19 protein-coding genes, 1 pseudogene, 1 riboswitch and 1 other annotated feature are annotated in these 16,153 nt (G+C 45.4%); of the genes and pseudogenes, 5 read left to right on the top strand and 15 right to left on the bottom strand.

Features of this window, described 5'->3' with window-relative positions:
- Positions 1-32 precede the first annotated feature (32 nt).
- Complete coding sequence (locus M0696_RS07215; protein ID WP_248602654.1) at positions 33-659, bottom strand: histidine phosphatase family protein; 627 nt, start codon at positions 657-659, stop codon at positions 33-35.
- Between the two features lie 135 nt (positions 660-794).
- Between M0696_RS07215 and guaD the strand changes: the two genes are divergently transcribed.
- Entirely contained in the window at positions 795-1,265 is a 471-nt protein-coding gene (gene guaD, locus M0696_RS07210) for a guanine deaminase (protein WP_166853460.1), read from the top strand.
- Positions 1,266-1,270: 5 nt separating this feature from the next.
- On the opposite strand, the gene M0696_RS07205 is transcribed toward guaD, so the two are convergent.
- The gene (locus M0696_RS07205) at positions 1,271-2,374 is read right to left on the bottom strand and encodes a glycosyltransferase family 2 protein (protein WP_248602653.1); all 1,104 of its coding nucleotides are present in this window, start codon (positions 2,372-2,374) and stop codon (positions 1,271-1,273) included.
- Positions 2,375-2,498: 124 nt separating this feature from the next.
- Positions 2,499-2,909 carry an organic hydroperoxide resistance protein OhrB gene (ohrB, locus tag M0696_RS07200; RefSeq protein ID WP_166853464.1) on the bottom strand — a complete coding sequence of 137 codons (411 nt, stop codon included), beginning with the start codon at positions 2,907-2,909 and terminating at the stop codon, positions 2,499-2,501.
- 140 nt (positions 2,910-3,049) lie between these two features.
- On the opposite strand from ohrB, the gene ohrR reads away from it, so the two are divergent.
- Entirely contained in the window at positions 3,050-3,493 is a 444-nt protein-coding gene (gene ohrR / locus M0696_RS07195; protein ID WP_166853466.1) for an organic hydroperoxide resistance transcriptional regulator OhrR, read from the top strand.
- Positions 3,494-3,522: 29 nt separating this feature from the next.
- Here ohrR and M0696_RS07190 read toward each other — a convergent pair whose 3' ends face one another.
- From M0696_RS07190 to M0696_RS07150, 9 genes are all read right to left on the bottom strand, one after another.
- Positions 3,523-3,948 (bottom strand): organic hydroperoxide resistance protein, encoded by a 426-nt coding sequence (locus M0696_RS07190; protein WP_166853468.1) that lies wholly within the window; start codon positions 3,946-3,948, stop codon positions 3,523-3,525.
- A 134-nt stretch (positions 3,949-4,082) separates the two neighbouring features.
- Positions 4,083-5,330, bottom strand: a complete 1,248-nt coding sequence (proA, locus tag M0696_RS07185; RefSeq protein WP_166853470.1) for a glutamate-5-semialdehyde dehydrogenase — start codon at positions 5,328-5,330, stop codon at positions 4,083-4,085.
- Between the two features lie 11 nt (positions 5,331-5,341).
- Positions 5,342-6,439: a glutamate 5-kinase gene (gene proB / locus M0696_RS07180; RefSeq protein ID WP_248602652.1), complete on the bottom strand. Its 1,098-nt coding sequence runs from the start codon at positions 6,437-6,439 to the stop codon at positions 5,342-5,344.
- Between the two features lie 63 nt (positions 6,440-6,502).
- Positions 6,503-6,713 (bottom strand) — a binding site (T-box leader).
- A gap of 87 nt (positions 6,714-6,800) precedes the next feature.
- Positions 6,801-7,703: a formyltetrahydrofolate deformylase gene (gene purU, locus M0696_RS07175; protein ID WP_222142683.1), complete on the bottom strand. Its 903-nt coding sequence runs from the start codon at positions 7,701-7,703 to the stop codon at positions 6,801-6,803.
- A gap of 70 nt (positions 7,704-7,773) precedes the next feature.
- Positions 7,774-8,091, bottom strand: coding sequence for a multidrug efflux SMR transporter subunit YkkD (gene ykkD / locus M0696_RS07170; RefSeq protein ID WP_003218500.1), 318 nt, complete (start codon positions 8,089-8,091; stop codon positions 7,774-7,776).
- Entirely contained in the window at positions 8,091-8,429 is a 339-nt protein-coding gene (gene ykkC / locus M0696_RS07165; protein ID WP_248602651.1) for a multidrug efflux SMR transporter subunit YkkC, read from the bottom strand. The genes ykkD and ykkC overlap by 1 nt, the downstream gene beginning before the upstream one ends.
- Before the next feature lie 77 nt (positions 8,430-8,506).
- Positions 8,507-8,618, bottom strand: a riboswitch (guanidine-I (ykkC/yxkD leader).
- A 33-nt stretch (positions 8,619-8,651) separates the two neighbouring features.
- Positions 8,652-9,167 (bottom strand): GNAT family N-acetyltransferase, encoded by a 516-nt coding sequence (locus M0696_RS07160; RefSeq protein ID WP_222142682.1) that lies wholly within the window; start codon positions 9,165-9,167, stop codon positions 8,652-8,654.
- Positions 9,157-9,684, bottom strand: a complete 528-nt coding sequence (locus tag M0696_RS07155; RefSeq protein ID WP_222142681.1) for a DinB family protein — start codon at positions 9,682-9,684, stop codon at positions 9,157-9,159. Before M0696_RS07155 ends, M0696_RS07160 begins: the two co-directional genes overlap by 11 nt.
- A gap of 91 nt (positions 9,685-9,775) precedes the next feature.
- Positions 9,776-10,507, bottom strand: a complete 732-nt coding sequence (locus M0696_RS07150; RefSeq protein ID WP_166853481.1) for a DUF421 domain-containing protein — start codon at positions 10,505-10,507, stop codon at positions 9,776-9,778.
- Between the two features lie 153 nt (positions 10,508-10,660).
- Between M0696_RS07150 and M0696_RS07145 the strand changes: the two genes are divergently transcribed.
- Positions 10,661-10,891 (top strand): hypothetical protein, encoded by a 231-nt coding sequence (locus M0696_RS07145; RefSeq protein WP_166853483.1) that lies wholly within the window; start codon positions 10,661-10,663, stop codon positions 10,889-10,891.
- A 77-nt stretch (positions 10,892-10,968) separates the two neighbouring features.
- On the opposite strand, the gene hmpA is transcribed toward M0696_RS07145, so the two are convergent.
- On the bottom strand, positions 10,969-12,168 hold the full coding sequence (gene hmpA, locus M0696_RS07140; protein ID WP_248602650.1) for an NO-inducible flavohemoprotein: 1,200 nt from the start codon (positions 12,166-12,168) through the stop codon (positions 10,969-10,971).
- Positions 12,169-12,414: 246 nt separating this feature from the next.
- Complete coding sequence (locus tag M0696_RS07135; protein WP_166854680.1) at positions 12,415-12,933, bottom strand: acyl-CoA thioesterase; 519 nt, start codon at positions 12,931-12,933, stop codon at positions 12,415-12,417.
- Positions 12,934-13,122: 189 nt separating this feature from the next.
- On the opposite strand from M0696_RS07135, the pseudogene M0696_RS07130 reads away from it, so the two are divergent.
- Together M0696_RS07130 and pgl are read left to right on the top strand one after the other, a co-directional pair.
- Positions 13,123-13,982: pseudogene (locus M0696_RS07130) on the top strand (dimethylarginine dimethylaminohydrolase family protein).
- Positions 13,983-14,071: 89 nt separating this feature from the next.
- Positions 14,072-15,121, top strand: a complete 1,050-nt coding sequence (pgl, locus tag M0696_RS07125; protein ID WP_222142679.1) for a 6-phosphogluconolactonase — start codon at positions 14,072-14,074, stop codon at positions 15,119-15,121.
- Positions 15,122-15,157: 36 nt separating this feature from the next.
- Here the strand turns inward: pgl and M0696_RS07120 are convergent, their stop codons facing one another.
- A complete protein-coding gene (locus M0696_RS07120; protein WP_248602649.1) occupies positions 15,158-16,141 on the bottom strand; it encodes an ABC transporter ATP-binding protein in 984 nt (327 codons plus the stop codon).
- Between the last annotated feature and the right edge of the window lie 12 nt (positions 16,142-16,153).

The following is a 16,153-nucleotide window of genomic DNA, read 5'->3' as shown; positions in this document are numbered from 1 at the left end:
ACCATCTGCCTTAGGCAGATGGTTTTTTTCTGTTAGAAAGCAGGAATCGGTTTCCTATGCTCCCCATCCCCTTCTATTAATATCTTGGCTGTTCCATTTTCATCAAATTCCACAAGGCTCAATGATGTATCATATATGTAAGCAGAATTCCATATGTCATTAATGCGTCTTCCCTTTATGATATTTAACAGCATTAATATAAAGACAGAATGGGTAACCAAGAGAACATTACCGGAAGAATGGCTGTCTAAAATCGTTTGGAGAGCCAGCCTTACCCGGCTTTCAAGGTCAAAAAACGTTTCACATCCTGGCTGGCGATAAGCTTCGGGATGATGAAAATAAGCATGAAAAAGATCAGGTTCGTCTTTTTCAATATCCTCTTGTTTTTTCCCTTCCCATGAGCCCAGAGACATTTCTCTGAACATATAATCTTTAACCAGCGGGAGCCGGCGCGATCCCAGTATGGTTTTTGCCGTCTCTTCTGTCCGCTTGCTCGGGCTGATGTAAACCTGATTCAATTCAATATCCTTCAGACGCTTCCCAAGAGCGCGGGCGTTGTATAATCCAAGTTCTGTTAAATCAGAATCCAGCCAACCCTGCATCCGTTTTTCCACATTCCATTGAGTCTGTCCGTGCCTGGCAATATATAAATGCAGCATGATCACCCCTCATCTTTTCTCCTCTTATCTTAGCAAATCCCCCAAATATTTTGTTTACTTTGCACTTTTTTGGGAATGTTTTTTGCACTTCTTTTCGGCTATACTTATAACACTCAATTGACAGGAGGGTTTAGGATGAATCATGAAACGTTTTTAAAACGGGCAGTCGATCTTGCTCGTAATGGAGTGAATGCGGGAGTTGGCGGGCCTTTCGGAGCCGTTATCGTGAAAGACGGAGCCGTTATTGCCGAAGGACAGAACAACGTCACAACAAGCAATGACCCGACTGCCCATGCAGAAGTGACGGCTATTCGAAACGCCTGCCGGGCACTTGACACCTATCAGCTTGATGACTGCATTTTGTATACGAGCTGTGAGCCATGCCCCATGTGCTTGGGCGCCATTTACTGGGCCCGGCTGAAAGCCGTTTTCTATGCAGCGGAGCACACAGATGCCGCTGAAGCCGGATTTGATGATTCATTCATTTATGAAGAAATTGATAAACCTGCTGAAGAAAGAACGATCCCCTTTTATCAAGTGACTCTGACGGAGCGTTTATCCCCGTTTCAGGCATGGCGGGATTTCGCCAATAAGAAAGAATATTAATAGGATCAGGCATGGGCGGCCTGATCCTTCGTTAATTCGTCTAGAAGCCGCTGTGCCCGTACGCACTTCGGGTTGGCATTCAGCGCTTTTTGCAAATACAAAACAGCAGTCATATGCTGACGCAATTCAGCATGGCAGACACCGAGCCAGCAGCTTGATCTAAAATCGGCGGCCCCCTTCACCTGTACGTACTGATGGTTTTCATTATTGGTTTGCAGGCAAGCTTCAAACGCTGTGATCGCTTCTCTGACTTTTTTAAGCTGATACATAATGATTTCTTTATAATGGTGAAGCGTGCAGTAGTCGGGATAATGTCTCAGCGCTTCATTGATATCGCGTTCCGCTTCTTTGTACCGTTCTGCGTCAATTAATAATTTATACTTTACATAATAGAAGGCAGGCGGCGGAATTTGCTTTTTTCTTTTACATTCATTGATACAATCCACTGCCAGCCGGAAGGCTTTTTCATGTTCGTTTCCTCTGTCATACTCAGCAGCCTTCTGATAAAGGAGAGACAGGTCAGTGCTGGAGGTCAGCAATTCCGTATTCAATAAGCTCAAGTTGTGTGTATGCTTTTGCTGTGCCTCCTGCTCTAAATACCCGTAATGGTGAATGGTACATGGAAGCGAGAAAGTGCTGCTTGCCTCTTCTCCCTCAGGCTTTTCACAGACCCTTCCCGTAAACGTTATGTTTCGCTGATTTCGGATCAGCCTGATCTGCCTTTGTTCAAACGCTTCATTTTCATCCCATTGCTTCCCTGTAAAGTTCACTACCTTCACACAGCCGAGAGATGGCAGGCTGTCAGTCAGCAGTGAAGGCAATAGGCTGTCTGTATCCGGGTCTAATTCTTCGTCGGCATCCAAGATCAATATCCACTCGCCCTTGGCGTGCTGTAAACTGGCATTTCTCGCTTGTGAGAAGTCCCGTTCCCATTTATGATGATAAACCTGGGCATGAAAACTTTTGCAAATATCTACCGTTCGATCGTTTGATCCGGTATCAACTACAATTATTTCATCTGCAATATGCTGCACACTCTCTAAACAGCGGGCGATATGGCGTTCTTCATTTTTCACAATCATACATACTGACAGCTTGGGTCTCTTCATGTACTCACCTTTTCCCTAGTCTGAATTCACCTATACTACATGTATTCACCCTTCGAAAAGATCATGCCCGCCCCGCATGCTTTCCCACAAAAAAACATCCTGAGAACCCTCAGGATGCCGATCATTATTTTAATTCTAATTTTACATCAATATTTCCTCTGGTAGCCTTTGAATAAGGACAGAATTCATGAGCAGCATTGACAAGTTCTTGCGCCTTGTCGCGATCCAAATCTTTCGTGTTCACAACAAGTGTGACACCGATTTTAAACCCGCCGTCACTCTCATCCTTCATGAGGCTGACTTGTCCTTCAATTTCGGAATCAATCTCGATATTTTGCTCTTTGGCGACGTGTTCGAGCGCGCCGCCGAAGCATGCAGCGTATCCTGCCGCAAAAAGCTGTTCCGGGTTTGTGCCGGTTTGTCCTTCTTTTTTGGCATTAGGCATGACAATATCAAAATCAAGAACACCGTCATCTGATGTAATATGTCCTGCCCGTCCGCCTCGCGCGGTTACTTTTGCTGTAAATAGTGCCATATTCCCAACCTCCTTATTTGTATCTACTTGTTATATTTCCCTTTCTGATCTTTTTAAACATGATATGTTTGCCGAGAATAGGAAAAGTGAGGTTTTTCAGATACAATAGAATGGAATGTCAGAAAGAGTTGGTGAACAAGATGGAAAATGAATTTGACCATATGAAATTGGAGAATCAGCTTTGTTTTTTGCTTTATGCGAGCTCGCGGGAAATGACAAAGCAATACAAGCCGCTGCTTGATAAGCTGAATATAACGTACCCTCAATATTTGGTTTTGCTTTTGTTATGGGAACACGAAACGCTGACTGTCAAAAAAATGGGGGAGCTGCTGTATTTAGATTCGGGAACGCTCACTCCGATGCTAAAACGGATGGAACAGCAGGGTTTGATTACGAGAAAAAGATCTGAAGAGGATGAGCGGTCAGTGCTGATCAGCCTGACAGAGGACGGAGAGTCACTAAAAGAAAAAGCGGCTGACATTCCAGGGACGATCATGGGGCTCTCAAATCAGTCCGGAGAGGACCTGAAACAGTTAAAATCCGCTCTATATACATTGCTGGAAACACTTCATCAAAAAAATTGAGGATACCTTATACGGTATCCTCTTTTCTATTATTCAGCTACTTCAAGCGTAACATCGATATTTCCGGAGGTTGCTTTTGAATACGGGCAGACGCCGTGCGCTTTTTGCACAAGTGCCTGTAATTCTGATGCATTGACTCCTTTTCCTTTCACCTGCAGCGTCACACCCAGTTTGTAGCCTTGATCTGCTTCATCCTTTAACAGGCTGACATGCGCTGTAACCTCTGTCTCCACTTTCACTCGTTCAGTTCTTGCTACAAGCTGAAGTGCGCTGTCAAAGCAAGCTGCGTAACCTGCCGCAAACAGCTGCTCCGGATTTGTCGCTTTTTCTAATTTCTTTGCTCTCGGTGTCCCCGGCATTGCGACATCGAGCTCGAGAACGCGGTCTGATGAAATCACCTTTCCTTCTCTTCCTCCTACCGCTGAAACAGTCGCTGTAAATAATGGCTGACTCATTTTTGTATCCCCCTACATAAATATATTTTATACAATTAAATTGTACACAAACTAATTTACAATGTCAATTTTTTAGCGTGCAAAAAAAAGCTTATCCCGTTACGAGATAAGCTTTTTCATCGAACAGTGCCCCGCTATTCACGGATTTGCCCTGTTCCTTTAATGATGTATTTTGTAGAAGTCAATGCAGGAAGTCCCATCGGCCCTCTTGCATGAAGCTTTTGCGTGCTGATCCCGATTTCAGCTCCGTAGCCGAATTCAAATCCGTCGGTAAAACGGGTTGACGCATTATGGTAGACAGCGGCAGCATCGACAGCCGTTTGAAAATAAGCCGCGTGCTCGTCATCTTCAGTTAAAATTGCTTCAGAATGATTGGTGCCGTATTGTTGGATATGCTTCACAGCTTCTTGGACGTTATCAACCGTCTTTACGCTAATGACAGGCGCTAAAAATTCAGTTTCCCAATCTTCTTCTGATGCTTGTTTGCTTGAAGGATGAAGTTCACATACAAATTCATCACCGCGAATGTCAACTCCTGCGTTTTCCAGCTGAGCCAGCAATTCTTTCCCGTGTTGCTTTGCCCATGCTTTGTGGATCAGCAGTGATTCAATCGCGTTGCATACGGAAGGGCGCTGCGTTTTGGCATTTACGACAACCTTTTCTGCCATTTGCGGTTTGGCCGTTTCGTCAATGAAAATGTGGCAGTTTCCTGCTCCAGTTTCTAATACAGGGACTGTTGATTCTCTGACAACGAGATCGATCAATTTCTTGCCTCCGCGCGGAATCAATACGTCTAGGCCATCATTTAACGTAAAGAGCTCTTTTGCTGTCTCTCTGCTCGTATCCTCAATCAGCTGCACAGCATTGACCGGAAGCACTGATTGCTCGAGTGCTCTGTGAATGACATTGACGAGTGCTTTATTGCTGTGGATGGCTGAGGAGCTCCCCCGCAGGACAACAGCGTTCCCTGTCTTCAGGCAGAGGGTAGCCGCATCAACTGTTACGTTTGGCCTCGCCTCATAAATCATTCCAACGACACCGAGCGGCACACGTTTTTTTTCAATAAACAAGCCGTTTTCCTTTTCAATTGTTTCAAGAGACTCGCCGACCGGGTCCGCCAAGTCGATTAAGAGCTCTACCGCGTCCGCGATGTCACGAATGCGTTTCTCATCCAGCGTGAGGCGGTCAATGACATCCGGTGTTAAACCATTTTCTTTTCCGTTCTCAATGTCTTTTGCATTCTCCGACAAGAGAAAATCCAGTTCGTTGCGGAGTCCGTTTGCAATGAGACTGAGCGCCTCATCCTTCTCGACCGTTGTTTTCATGATCATGTCGGCTGCTGCTTCTTTCGCCAGCTTCGCTTTTACAGAAACTTCACTCATTTTTCCGCCTCCTAGTCTTTTAAATTGACCCAGTCATTCCTATGAATAACCTCAAACGTTCTCTCAAAATCAAGTTCATTGCTTCGTTTGCCTTTGGCCTCCATAATCTCCTCGGAGGAGTAATGAGTTTGGCCTTTGCCGATCACGCCGCCCGGTCCCCTGACTTCCACGACCGCCCCTTTCGGAAAGCTTCCAATTACGCCCACTACGCCTGCTGGCAGAAGGCTGCTTCCGTTATGAATCATCGCCTCCTCGGCACCCTCATCAATGAGGATCTCTCCTGCTATAGGCGAGTGGAACTGAATCCACTGTCTCGTGTTGTTAACCGAGGATAGTTCTTTGTCTCCGATATAAGTGCCGTCTCCCCTGCCGTCCAAAATGTCCGCAAGCTTTTGCTCTCCGCTGCCTGTTCCAATGAACACTTTCACTCCAAGAGACAGCGCAGTTTGTGCGGCTAACAGCTTTGATTTCATACCGCCGGTGCCGACCTTTGATCCGGCTGAGCCCGCATACCCCAGTAATTCAGGCGTGATCTCCGGCAGATAATCAAATCGTTTCGCCTCAGGATTTTCATTCGGGTTGGCATCATACAGCCCGTTGATATCAGTGAGAATCATGAGCTGGTCCGCATGAATCAATCCGCTGACTAACGCAGAAAGCATGTCATTATCGCCGAATGTCAATTCTTCAACAGATGTAGAGTCATTTTCATTGATAATCGGAATGACGCCGCGCTCCAGTAATTCCATAATCGTTGCATACGCGTTTCGATACCGTTCTCTTTTCGAAAAATCATTTCTCGTTAAAAGGATTTGTCCCGGAGTCAGAGAGTATTGTTTGAATTGATTCATATATTGCTGCATTAACAGTGTTTGTCCGACCGCGGCCGCCGCCTGCTTTCCTTTAATGGTAACGGGGCGGGACGGATAACCGAGGCTGGAAAACCCCGCCGCTACGGCTCCCGAGGTAATCAGAATCATTTCATGTCCCGCTTTCTTTAACAGTGAAATGGCTTGAACATGCTCTCTGATTTTTGCCTCATCAATGCTTCCGTTGCTATTCGTGAGCGAACTGCTTCCTATTTTCACTACTATTCTTTGTTTTTTCATTTATTCTCCTCCGCGGCTTTTTGCCAGCCAACTTACAATAAAAAAACCCATTTCATCCTGATTCATAAGGACGAAATGGGTTTCCGTGGTACCACCTTGATTGAACGCGCTTTTGCACGCTCCGCTTTCCTGTAACGCCAGGTTACGCGCCTAGGTTTTCCCCCTAAGACTCCAAGGCAGGTTCGGCAGGTTTCATGCGGCAAAATGTTTCAGCGATTCATTTTGCTCTCTGTCACAGAAAGGTCTGCTTACTAATCCTCTTCAACGCTCAATGATTTTTTTATATTATGCAAAGAAAAAGGCCACTTGTCAAGGGTTTTTGTCACCAAAAAGAGCCCGCATGGCGCGGGCATCTTGCAGTCTAGTTAAAGACAATTGTTTTATTTTCATGAACGATGACGCGGTCTTCCAAATGCCATTTTACAGCACGGGCAAGCACGCTGCGTTCAATTGTTCTTCCTATGTTTTTTAGCGCTTCCGTATTGTCACGGTGGTCCACGCGCTCAATATCCTGTTCAATGATCGGCCCTTCATCAAGATCGTTTGTGACATAGTGAGATGTCGCTCCGATCAGTTTCACGCCGCGCTCGTAAGCCCGTTTGTACGGATTCGCACCGATAAATGCAGGCAGGAACGAATGGTGAATATTAATGATGCGATTCGGGTGAGCCGAAACAAAGTCAGGGGTTAAGATTTGCATATAGCGTGCAAGCACGATCGCATCAATCTCATATTGCTCAAGCAGTTCAAGCTGCTTCTTTTCGACTTCCGCTCTGATGTCTTTGTTCGCTTTCATATAGTGGAATGGAATGTTCAGCCGTTCAACCAGTTCTCTCGCTTCCTCATGGTTGCTGATGACAACAGCGATTTCCGCCATAAGGTTGCCGGTTTGCCATTCCCAAATCAGCTCATGCAGGCAGTGAAGCTCCTTTGAGACAAAAATGGCGACACGCTTCAGCTCGCTTGCCAATGTTAAACTCCATGTCATGTCGAATGTTTCTGCAACAGACGCAAACGCATCCTGCAGTGTTTCTTTTTTCTCACGAATGCCCTCGCAGTCGAATTCGATTCTCAGGAAGAATCGGCCGCCTTCAGGGTCTGTCGTATATTGATTTGATTCTATAATATTTGCGCCGTGTTCAAATAAGAACGCGGAAACCGCAGAGACGATACCCGGCTGATCGGGACAGCTGACCAAAAGACGCCCTTTATCCTCATTTCCATCACGGTATTCGTTCAACCGCTGTGTCATATATGATTTCATGAATAATCCCTCTTATCTTTGTAAGTCTAAACTATTTATCCATTATACTGAAGATTTGATAAAAATCAATTTATGACAGAATTTTTAAACCAACCGCTGAACATAAAATCAAAGCGATAAAAAAGATCCGTTTGGCGTCTTTCGGCTCCTTGTAAAAGAGGATGCCGACAAGCGCTCCGCCGGCGGTGCCAATGCCTGTCCAGACAGCGTAAGCCGTGCCCATTGGAATAGTCTCCATTGCATACGACAGCAAGGAGAATGAAGCGGCAAAACCAACAATGATCAACAGCACCCACTTCACGCTTTTTTCTTTCGCATATTGATTCATAAGGGCCACGCCGGCCATCTCCAAACAGCCCGCGCACAATAAACTGATCCAGTGCAGCATCATGCCTCGCCTCCTATTTCCTCTGTCTCATCCTGTGTCACAAGCTTCAAGCCGATTACACCGACTAGGAGCACGCCGATTAACAAAAGCTTCGGCCATCCAACCGGCTCATGAAACAGAATGATCTCACTCAGCACTGTTCCTGCCGTGCCAAGTCCGGTAAAGACGGCATACACGGTTCCGACAGGCAGACTGTTTGTCGCCTTCATTAAAAGATAAAAGCTGACTATGATGCCGACGGCAGTGCCGCTCCATGTTAAAGCTGAGTCAGCATGCTTTAAGCCTACCACCCAAACAACTTCGAAAACGGCAGCAAGCACGACTAATCCCCATTTCATTTCAAGTCATTCCTTTCTTTCCAGTAAGATTCTCCGAAAACAAAAAAACCCCGGACAGTCGTCTCACATGAGATTGACTCTCCCGGGCTTTTTTCCCTCCGTGTGCATACACGCCTCTATTTACGCGTATGTGTTTTCTCTCGGACCAGTCCATGTCCATTGACATGCGGAACCCTAGAAAACTTTACCTGACATCATGATACTATAACTTGGCTCTTTCTTTCAATTGTAAGATTTTCTTTCATATACTGCGATTGGTTTATTCCATTTTCTGATCGTTCTATCGTAAATCATGCCGATTTTCTCCGCTACCCGTATGGACGCTTTGTTATCAGGGTCAATCAAAGCCGCAATTGTGCCAAACTGCCGCTCGGTGAAGCCGTAGTCCAGGCAGGCCCGCGCCGCTTCTTGCGCATAGCCGTTCCCCCAGTGGCGGCGGGCAAACATATAGCCGATTCCCATTACTGTTTGATTTTCCACCTGCTGTGGCACGATGCCGCATTGCCCTAAAAAGTCCCCTGTCCGCTTATCTTCAGCGATCCACAGACTAACGCCGTACCCTTTTTCATTTCTTTTGTTCCAATTGATCCACTCGCGGGTTTGCCTCTTATCTTTTAAACCGGAATAATATTTCATGACGTCAGGATCGTTAAAAAGATCAAACAAAGAGGCTTGATCCTGATCTTCCATACAGCGCAAACGCATTCGATCGGTCAGCAGCTTCGTTTTAGCGCTCATATTTCACCATACCCTGCTTCCATTCTTTTTTGAGGGCTTCAATATGGGCTTGATGATAGCGGTTATGATCCGCCATATGCCAAATGCCCCATCGTATGGTCGCGGTGTCACCATCGTAAGAAAGCGGCTGATGCAAATCATTTTCAGTTAAGGTGTAACATACCGATTTCAGCTCGTTTACCACATACCGATGTCTTTTCAGGAGTTCATCTAATCCGGGCTGATTCTCCGGTTCAGGCAGCCGTCCGGTTTCATCTGTCATCGGGCCGTATGTCTGTTCAATATGATCCGGTATTCGGTTCTCCTTGATACGCCAGACCCATCTGATATCAACATTTGCGATATGGCACAAAAGCTGAGCTGTGCTGTTTTTTGTTTGGCAGCGCCCCTTATAATAAAGTTCACTGTGTGTCATATGACTTACGATAGAAGCCAGACGGAGACTGTTTTCTTCCACTGCGGAATATAATAGACTGACCGTCGGTGCCATGTCTTTTCTAATAGATAAGTCCTTCATGTTCAGTTCCCCCCTACCAAGGTACATTTGACACCAAACAAAAATTCCCTTTTAAAAAGAAAAAAGCTCTCGTTAAAAAAAGAGAGCAATCTTAATTGTTATTTCCCGGTTTATATAAATAAGGATCATGCTGCGGTTCATTTGAGGTATTCAAATCAAGCGATATATCGCCGCGGGCATTCATCGTGCCAAGTGTAATCGAGGACAGCAGTTTGGGGCTGTATCCTTTTTTCTCAAGCTTCTCAAACAGCCATGATCGGTTCTTTTGAAGGTATTTCAAATTATGATCAAGGATTTCGCCGTCCAGTATAAGCGGAATCGGAATAAAATTCCGTTCAGCTTCCATATGCAAATCCCGTACCTGTACCGCTCTCGCTTCCTCTTTTGGGATGACGCTTACTTCTCCCGTTTCTTCAATGATGGCAAGATCAATGTCAGCCGGATCGGCGTAACCCTTCTCCCTCAGCTTTCCAAGCAGTTCATTAACCGTCAGCCTTTCTTTACGCAAACCGCGTTCATCAATATCCCCGTTTCGGATTAAGACTGTTGGGCTTACGACTAGCAGCCATCGCCATTTATTAGAAAGAGAGAGCTTGCTCATCAGTAGATAAAGCACCAAAAAAGAGCCCGCGTAATAAATGGACATCGGCAGCCTGGAGGTAAGAATAGGCTCACTGATAATGGTTCCGATTGCGAAGGTCAAAAGCAGATCAAAATTGTTCATTTGTGACACGGCTTTTTTACCGGCAAGCCGAAACAGAATATACGCAATCGAAAATACGATAACTGGCTTCAGTAAAAATGCCCATACCATCCATAACACTGATCTATACCTCCATCCGCTGGTCATTTTGAGCCTATTGTTCCCCAAGGCAGACCCTCTATGCATTATACCTATTATCCGGTTCTAAATAGGCGAACGTGCAGATCGACAGCACATAACATAATAGAAAGTGACATCGATTGGAGGCGCAATATGAAACATCAGAAAACGAATACCCATTGGCCCTATGATCTGCCATCGGCTCCCCAACCCGCTGGCTATCTTCAACAGCAGACAATTGACAGGCTATCCGGTTTAGAGCTAAGAATGGAGCAACTAATCAGAGCGATTGAGGTAAACAATGAATTGTTGAGAACGATGCAAGAACAGCAAAACCGTGTATGTACAAGCGGCGGAAGCGGGTCAGTGATTGTCCGGATGTAGAGGCAAGCGCTTGTCCGCCTTCTTCTATCTTAATAAAGAAACTCTTCTCTGAAAGGAGAAGAGTTTCAAGTATGCGGTTAAACGGACTGCGCCATGCTTAATTGCGGGCCGAACAGCTCGTAATGGATAGATTCCGGCGCCGATCCGAGTTCTGATACAAGTTTATGCATTGCCGTAATAAATGACGGTGAACCGCAAATATAATAATCTGCATCTGTATTGGCAATCAGTTCTTTGAGGAATTGCTGATCAATCTGCCCTTCATGAAATTGAAGATCGCCTGCTCGGTCCTCCTCTGTCGGCTCGCGATACACAAATGCTGTTTTGACAGAAGAATGGTCTGCCGCTTCTTCTACCTCATGACGCAATGCATGATATTCACTGTTTTTCGCGGCATGAATGAACAGAATCTGCCGTTCAGGCTGCTTGGAAACAGCCGTTTTCAGCATGCTGATCATTGGTGTAATACCAACTCCGGCACTGATCAGAACGAGATCTTTTTGTGATGAAGGATCTAAAACAAAGTCTCCTGCCGGTGCGCTGATCTCTATTGAATCCCCTTCATGCAGTCCATCGTGTAAATAAGAAGACACGGCACCGTCTTTCTTCACTGAAATTCGATAATAGTCTTTTCCAGGCATATCTGACAGGCTGTATTGACGGATTTGCGTATATTCAGCATCAGGAGTCCGCACTTTAATGCTGATATACTGCCCTGCTTGAAAATCAGGTAACGGCATGCCGTCTTCCGGCTTCAGATAGAAGGATGTAATTTCTTTGCTTTCCCGCTCTTTTTTCGCGATGACGAACGGCTTATACTCCTTCCAGCCGCCCGTTTGCTGCTCCGCCTGGTCATACATTTCTTTTTCAATTCCGATGAACGCATCTGCGATTACTCCGTACGCTTTCTCCCATGCCTGCATAATGTCAGGTGTCGCAGCGTCTCCCAGAACATCTTTAATCGCAATCAACAAATATTTGCCGACGATCGGATAATGTTCAGCCTTAATTCCGATACTGCGGTGCTTGTGGCCGATTTGTTTGACGACCGGAATGATATTTCCGAGCTGGTCAATATTTGCCGCAGCTGCGATAACGGCATTTGCAAGTGCAGCGCGCTGTGTTTTCTTTTTTTGGTTTGTTTGATTAAAAATGTTCAGAAGCTCTGGATGGTCTTGAAACATCAGATTGTAAAAACGTCCAGTGATGGTTTCTCCATGCTGTTGTAATACGGGTACAGTGCTTTTAATGATTTCGATTGTTTTATTATCTAACATCGTAGAAACAACCCTTTCAAAAAGATGTATTTAAAATATATCTTTAAAATACATGATCGCGCGGATAAAAGATATATTTTAAATGAATCTTTAATAAAGTCGTCACAAAATTATCAATTTAACGTGACAATTGTTGCTTTTTTATAGAATCCCCTAGCAAAAACGGACTAACCATTGTAATTATCACCATCGGAAAGATGAAAAGCACAAAAAAACCCAAAACAACATATGTTTTGGGTTTAACGTTTACCAAGGCTTTTCCGTTCCGAGCGCATTTGCAAGCGCCTGGCTGTGTTTTTTGCGGTTCTTTCGTTCATTGGCGCGCTGAACAGCGGTATTATGCAGCATGATTTCTTCTTCTGTTTCAGGTACAACTCTCGGTACAGGCACCGGCTTGCCACTTGAATCTAATGCGACAAATGTCAAAAAGGATGTCGCGGCGAGCTCCCTTTCGCCTGTCATCAGGTGCTCCTTAATGACTTTCACAAACACCTCCATAGAAGATGTGCCGACCCATGTCACATATGACTCCAGGCAGACAGAATCCTGTTGCCCGATCGGCTTCAAAAAATCTACAGAGTCCATCGAAGCTGTTACGGTTTCACGTCTGCAATGGCGCGCCGCCGAAATAGAGGCAATATCATCAATGTAGCTCATTAATTTTCCGCCAAACAGCGTATTATGGTTGTTTGTATCAAGCGGGAACACCCTGCTGGTTTTTACAACCTTTGACTCTTTACAAAATTTTGTTTCCGGTGTTTCCATACCTTTCTCCCCTTTGATGTCTGATCGTTTAGTTAAATGCACTCATATTCTCCTATTAAACAATATTCTTTGCCATTTGTCTAAAATTTAAAATGCTTTGTGTGTCAGGTTTTTCTTCTAAAACGTTTAATGATTTTCATGATGAGGGAATAATAAATGTATTCTTCACACGGTCAGGAGGAGAAACAAATGGACATATCCATCCCGAAACATCAGCAAAAAACGGTATGCCGAACGGAATATGGCACACTTCAGAAAGTCATTTTATGCAAACCGGAGCATATGACCATAAAAGATGTCATAAACGAAACCCAAAAACATTTTGAAGATGACAATATTCATGTTAAAACCGCTACAGATCAGCACAGCCGCTTTGTTGAAGCACTCAGGTCACACAACATCGAAGTCATCCTCTTGCCCGTCCACGACGGACTCCCCGAGCAGGTCTTCACTAGAGACATAGGGTTTGTCATCGGAGAAAAGGCCTTCCTCTCGAGCATGACTGAACCGATTCGCCAAGGGGAAGAAGCCATCATAAAAGATTTTTTTCACAAGCAAGGCATTTCTTATACCCATATGCTTCATACAAGCATTGAAGGCGGTGACGTCATTATCGATGGTGATACCGTCTACGTCGGAATCAGCCAGCGCACCGACATGTCAGCCATCGGCCAGCTAAAAGAGGCTCTTCCTGAATATACAGTCGTTCCAGTGCAGCTGCATGAAAAATTTTTGCATTTGGACTGCGTGTTTAACATCGTATCTGAAAGCGAAGCGTTAATTTATCCTCAAGCCCTTGAGCCAGAGGAAGTTGACATGCTGGCAAAACGTTATGATCTCATTGAAGGCCTGAGGATGAACAATTTACGCTCGGCACCAATGTCCTTTCAATCGGGAGTAAAACGATCATCAGCCTCCCTTGCAACCGCCATGTCAATCAACAGCTATCGAAAAGAGGCTATCACATCATCGAAATTGACCTGTCAGAAATTATTAAATCCGGCGGCTCCTTCAGGTGCTGTACAATGCCGCTGATTCGCGGTGAATGAAGAATATTCCCCTTTTTCATGTTTTAAACAGCTTATTTTATCAAGATACGTTAATATAGAGGTGACATCATATTTAAGGGGGAAATCGCATGACAAAGTACATAGGATATGTCGGAACATATACAAAAGGCGGAAGCGAAGGGATTTATTCATTTGAGCTTGATACCGAGAAAAAAACACTCAGCGAGCCAAAGCTTGCCGCTAAGCTGGGCAACCCGACATATGTAACGCCGAATAAAGACAACACCATTCTTTATTCAATTGAAAAAGCAGACGGCCAAGGTGGAGTTGCTGCTTATCAAATCGATAAAAACAGCGGTGAATTAACATTTCTGAATCATCAGTTAATTGATGGCCCATCGCCATGCCATGTAAGCGTCGATGATCAAAATCAATTCGTACTGACTGCCAATTACCACAGCGGGAAGGTGCACGCTTTTCCGGTTCAGGAAGACGGAAGCTTGCAATCATCTGCTTCAGAAGCCGCTCACACAGGAAAAGGACCGCACGAAAGACAGGAAAAACCGCATACACACTACGCAGGGTTCACACCTGAACACAACTATGTCGTAGCCGTTGATCTAGGGACCGATAAGCTGTATACCTATAAGCTAAAAGACGGCGTATTGTCTGAATCCGGAAGCCATTCCTTTGCTCCCGGCGCAGGTCCTCGCCATATCGCTTTTCATCCGAAGGAAAAATACGCTTATGTGATGACAGAATTAAGCAATGAAGTGATTGCACTTGAATACAATCCGACAGCCGGCGAATTTAGAGAAATTCAGGTTGTCTCTGCCATCCCTGATGATTTTACGGATAACAGCCAGGGAAGCGCAATTCATGTCACACAGGACGGCCGTTTTGTTTACGTCGCAAACCGCGGTCATGACAGTATCGCTGTATTTGAAGTGAATCAATATTCAGGCGAGCTGGCTTTCGTGGAAAGAGTTTCGACAGAAGGAAACTGGCCTCGGGACTTTGTTTTTGATCCAACGGAAGCGTTCCTTGTTGCTTCAAATGAAGAAACAGGCAACCTTGTCCTGTTTGAAAGAGACACAGAAACCGGCCGATTGACAGTCCTACCATCAGCTGTTTCTGTCCCTTATCCGGTTTGTGTGAAATTTTTACATCAATTATAAAAGCAAAGACTGGCTCTTGAGCCAGTCTTTTTTTGATTATCTCACCTTTTCTGTCGTCTCAGCATTACGATACAAATGACAGGCGACAAATCGGCCCGCTTCGATTTCCTGAAGCTGAGGACGGGACTCCCCACATTCAGGCATCGCCTCCGGACAGCGGGTCCGAAACACGCAGCCGCTCGGCGGATTGACCGGGCTCGGCAGCTCCCCTTTTAAAAGGATGCGCTCACGCTTGTCCTCCAATTCAGGATCTGGAATCGGAATCGAGGATAAAAGCGCCTTTGTATAGGGATGCAGCGGTTCACGATACAGTGTTCCGCTCTCTGTAATTTCCATCATGTGCCCTAAGTACATAACACCGATCCTGTCACTGATATGCTTCACCATCGATAGATCATGGGCAATAAATAAAAACGTGAGCCCTTTCTCTTTTTGAAGCCGCTTCAGCAGGTTGACCACCTGCGCTTGAACCGAGACATCAAGTGCAGAAATCGGTTCGTCTGCCACGATAAATTTAGGATTCAGCGAAAGTGCTCTGGCAATCCCAATTCGCTGTCTTTGTCCGCCGCTGAATTCATGGGGATAACGGCTGCCAAAATCGGGGTGAAGCCCCACCGCCTCAAGCAGCTCGTCCACGACGAGAAGCCGCGCTTTATGGGTATTGTAAAGGTGGTGAATTTCCATCGGCTCCAAAATGATTTCTCGAACGGTCATGCGCGGATTAAGCGAAGCATAAGGGTCCTGAAAAATCATCTGCAGCTTGCGGTTGAAGGCAAACTGCTCTTTCTCACTCAGTGCATGAAGGTTGGTGCCGCGGTATTTCACAATCCCTTCTGTCGGTTGATAAAGGCGCATCAGCACCCTCCCTAAGGTTGATTTCCCGCACCCTGATTCACCGACTAGCCCAAATGTTTCTCCTTCATGAATCTGAAAGGTGACCCCGTCGACGGCTTTGACTGTCCGCTTTTTCCCTGCGTCAAAATGCATTTTCAGCTGGCTGACCTCTAGCAGTGGTGTCATGTGTCTCCCTCC

The sequence above is a fragment of the Bacillus rugosus genome (assembly GCF_023238245.1).
In the GTDB taxonomy this organism is placed as follows: Bacteria; Bacillota; Bacilli; order Bacillales; family Bacillaceae; genus Bacillus; species Bacillus rugosus.
Note: the sequence above shows the minus strand (reverse complement) of the source record. Positions and strands in the feature narration are given on the sequence as shown.

Coding starts and splice junctions, on each gene's coding strand:
- M0696_RS07215 (WP_248602654.1), bottom strand. CDS start 659: ATGCTGCATTTATATATTGCCAGGCACGGACAGACTCAATGGAATGTG.
- guaD (WP_166853460.1), top strand. CDS start 795: ATGAATCATGAAACGTTTTTAAAACGGGCAGTCGATCTTGCTCGTAAT.
- M0696_RS07205 (WP_248602653.1), bottom strand. CDS start 2,374: ATGAAGAGACCCAAGCTGTCAGTATGTATGATTGTGAAAAATGAAGAA.
- ohrB (WP_166853464.1), bottom strand. CDS start 2,909: ATGGCACTATTTACAGCAAAAGTAACCGCGCGAGGCGGACGGGCAGGA.
- ohrR (WP_166853466.1), top strand. CDS start 3,050: ATGGAAAATGAATTTGACCATATGAAATTGGAGAATCAGCTTTGTTTT.
- M0696_RS07190 (WP_166853468.1), bottom strand. CDS start 3,948: ATGAGTCAGCCATTATTTACAGCGACTGTTTCAGCGGTAGGAGGAAGA.
- proA (WP_166853470.1), bottom strand. CDS start 5,330: ATGAGTGAAGTTTCTGTAAAAGCGAAGCTGGCGAAAGAAGCAGCAGCC.
- proB (WP_248602652.1), bottom strand. CDS start 6,439: ATGAAAAAACAAAGAATAGTAGTGAAAATAGGAAGCAGTTCGCTCACG.
- purU (WP_222142683.1), bottom strand. CDS start 7,703: ATGAAATCATATATGACACAGCGGTTGAACGAATACCGTGATGGAAAT.
- ykkD (WP_003218500.1), bottom strand. CDS start 8,091: ATGCTGCACTGGATCAGTTTATTGTGCGCGGGCTGTTTGGAGATGGCC.
- ykkC (WP_248602651.1), bottom strand. CDS start 8,429: ATGAAATGGGGATTAGTCGTGCTTGCTGCCGTTTTCGAAGTTGTTTGG.
- M0696_RS07160 (WP_222142682.1), bottom strand. CDS start 9,167: ATGAGCGCTAAAACGAAGCTGCTGACCGATCGAATGCGTTTGCGCTGT.
- M0696_RS07155 (WP_222142681.1), bottom strand. CDS start 9,684: ATGAAGGACTTATCTATTAGAAAAGACATGGCACCGACGGTCAGTCTA.
- M0696_RS07145 (WP_166853483.1), top strand. CDS start 10,661: ATGAAACATCAGAAAACGAATACCCATTGGCCCTATGATCTGCCATCG.
- hmpA (WP_248602650.1), bottom strand. CDS start 12,168: ATGTTAGATAATAAAACAATCGAAATCATTAAAAGCACTGTACCCGTA.
- M0696_RS07135 (WP_166854680.1), bottom strand. CDS start 12,933: ATGGAAACACCGGAAACAAAATTTTGTAAAGAGTCAAAGGTTGTAAAA.
- pgl (WP_222142679.1), top strand. CDS start 14,072: ATGACAAAGTACATAGGATATGTCGGAACATATACAAAAGGCGGAAGC.
- M0696_RS07120 (WP_248602649.1), bottom strand. CDS start 16,141: ATGACACCACTGCTAGAGGTCAGCCAGCTGAAAATGCATTTTGACGCA.